1 protein-coding gene is annotated in these 3,255 nt (G+C 42.2%); it reads left to right on the top strand.

The window, feature by feature from the left end; all coding sequences use genetic code 11:
• Positions 1-342 precede the first annotated feature (342 nt).
• A partial coding sequence (locus tag A5875_RS08370; RefSeq protein WP_088933168.1) for an NADH-dependent flavin oxidoreductase occupies positions 343-3,255 on the top strand: 2,913 nt, incomplete at its 3' end.

Below are 3,255 nucleotides of genomic sequence, written 5' to 3'. Positions count from 1 at the left end.
ATTACTACTCATTTTGAATCCGAGGATCGTGACTTTATGTCACGATCCTTTTTCGTATTCATAAAATCACACGTACTGAAAATACATAAATTTAATCTATCGATTTAATGTAAATAAACTATTGGAATTTATCGATTAAATTTCTTACAATGAGCGTAAGAAGGAAGTAACCTTCCTTGTTCAGAAATTATCAAAGAAATGATTAGACACAAATAGAACAGCAAGCATGAATGTGTAGCTTAGAAAAAAACAAGAAGGCTTTCTGTTTAGCCACTTATGTGAAGTTTGTTACATGTCAAAAGTTTTTGATGAATAAGACGTTCATTTTGAAAGGAGAACCATATGTTAAGAAATTTATTTGATGAGATTCCATTAGCATCCGGCGCAAGTTTTAAGAATCGTTTATTTATGTCACCAATGACGACTCAATCAGCCTTTTATGATGGAGAGATTACCCAGCAAATCATTGATTATTATGCATTTCGCTCTGGCGATGCGGCAGCCGTTATCGTTGAAAGCTGCTTTGTCGAGGATAAAGGACGCGGATTTCCAGGAGCTTTAGGTGTCGATACAGATAAAAAAGTAGCTGGTCTGACGGAATTAGCAACGGCGATCAAATCAAAAGGCTCAAAAGCGATCATGCAGATCTATCATGCAGGTCGGATGGCTTGGCCGGAAATAAATGGCGGGGCGACACCGATTTCCGCGAGTCCAGTAGCGGCATTGCGGCCAAACGCACCAGTCCCTCGTGAAATGACAGAAGAACAAATTTTAGAAATGATTACGATGTTTGGCGATGCAACTCGTCGTGCGATCGAAGCAGGATTTGATGGAGTCGAAATCCATGGAGCCAACACTTTTATTCTGCAACAATTCTTTTCTCCGCACTCAAATCGCAGAGAAGACCAATGGGGCGGCAGTCGAGAAAAACGTGCGAAGTTCCCATTAGAAGTGATGAAGGAAGTTCAACGAGTAGTCGAAGAGCAGCAGGCAGAGAATTTTATCATCGGTTATCGTTTCTCACCGGAAGAGCTGGAAGAACCAGGAATCCATTTTGAAGATACGATGTATTTATTGAATACGCTTGCAGAATTGCAACCGGATTACTTCCATTTTTCAATGGGTGCTTATACACGTCCTTCAATTGTTGATTCTGATGATCCAGAACCATTAATCACTAAGTATTTAGCGCAGCGTTCACCGGCACTGGCGCAAGTTCCGATTATGGGTGTAGGATCGATCTTACAACGGGCAGATGCTGATGATGCCTTGAAATTAGGATATGACCTATTAGCAGTTGGTAAAGGCTTCTTGGTTGAACCGAACTGGGTAAATATGATCAAAGACGGCAAAGAAGTCATTGATTATGCGCATGTTAACGCACAGCGCAAACTATTGATACCGACACCGCTTTGGGATTTCATGGCTTACATGGTAATTGATCCGGAAGAAGAAAAACGTAAACATGAACGATTAAAGGAATTACAAAAAGTTAAATTAACCTTCAAGCCGGGAACATATACGGTTGAAGCCAAAGGTCATAATAGTGAACTAGCAATGAATGTGACGTTCTCAGAAGAGCGAATCGAAAAAATCGAAGCAGATCAAAGCAATGAATCAGAAGGATTATCGGATCAAGTGTTTATCCGTTTGCCGCAGCAGATCATTGATGGTCAAACGTTAAACGTGGATGTGATCTCTGGAGCTTCTGCTTCTAGTCAGGGATTGATCGATGGCGTAGCGGAAGCAGTTGAAATGGCTGGTGCCAGCTCAGAAGTCTTGAAGGCTCGACCTAAACCGACTGTTCAGTGGTCGAAGGAAGTTGTAGAAGAAGAGGCAGACGTTGTTATCGTTGGTTCTGGTGCAGCTGGGATTTCCGCGGCATTACGAGCAGATCAAATGGGATTAAAAACAATTTTATTAGAAAAATTAAGCTTTGTTGGCGGCGCGATCTCTATCAGCGGCGGGAATCAAGTTGTCATGGGATCAAAACTACAAGCAGCTGCAGGTGTTTCTGATGACAGTGCTGAGTGTATGATAGAAGATTTCTTAGCTAACGGAAGCGGCTTGAATGTGCCTGAACTTTTGGCGACTCTAGCTGAAAATGTTGGTGAGACTACTGACTGGGTCCATGAGTATATGGGCGTCGAGTACGATATGGAAAATGGTCTGCATACTTTAGCAGAGTATCGTAAAAATCGTGAGTTGGCTTATGAAGATGGCGGGCATGGTTTTGCAGCGAGCGCCAGAAAAGCATTGGAAAGAAGCGGCGTAACGATCTATCTGCAAACGAAAGCGGAAAGCTTATTAACTGACGGCAATGGAAAAGTGACTGGTTTAACGGCAGTCGAAGATACTGGAAAACGACATAATATTCATGCGCAAGCTGTGATTTTAACAACGGGCGGATATGGTAATAATCCAAATCTGTTGAGTCCTGAATTGAACAATATCTTATTCTACGGAACGAAGTCCTCAACTGGCGATGGCATCTTGATGACGACAACACCGGAGTTGAATGCAGCGACCCGTCTGATGGAATATGGAAAAATTTATCCAAATGGTGTGGAAGTTTCACAAGGCTATGCGAAATCTACGATCGGCGGAAATATCGAAGTATTGAAACGCAATGGTTTATTAGTGAACACTTCTGGAAAACGAGTGATCAATGAACGAGCAAGCAACAAAGAAATTTTAGAAGTCCTCTTGCAACAAGATCCGCAAATGCTGTTCTTATTGATGGATGCCGAACATTTTGAAATTTTTACCGAAGCGGTAGAAGAAGGCGGCATCACAAGAGAAGATCTGGCACGCTGGATCGAAAATGAAGAGGAAACACCGCAAATTTTCCGAGCAGATACATTGGCTGAGTTAGCAGAAAAAGCTGGTATGGAACGTGAAAGTTTAGTGGATACAGTCGCTCGTTATAACGGCTGGGTAGAAAAACAAACCGACGAAGATTTTGGTCGTCAATTGGAGTTTTTACAAGAAAAAGTTGGCGAAGGCCCATATTATATGATTGAACAAAAACCACGTTTTGCGACTACGATGGGTGGTCTAGTTGCAAATGGCGACTTGCAAGTTTTGAATCGCAATGATCAAGCAATCGAAGGACTTTATGCGGCTGGTGAATTAGTCGGCGGAGTAATGGGAAGTGATTCGCCATCAGGCGCGAATAATGCTTGGGCATTAACCTCTGGCAAATTAGCAGCAGAAAGTGTTCAAAAAACAGTTCAAGTCGAATATGTTATGCAG

The organism is Enterococcus sp. 3H8_DIV0648 (genome assembly GCF_002140655.1).
GTDB classification, from domain to species: domain Bacteria; phylum Bacillota; class Bacilli; order Lactobacillales; family Enterococcaceae; genus Enterococcus_A; species Enterococcus_A hulanensis.
This window is presented reverse-complemented; position numbering and strand designations above follow the sequence as displayed.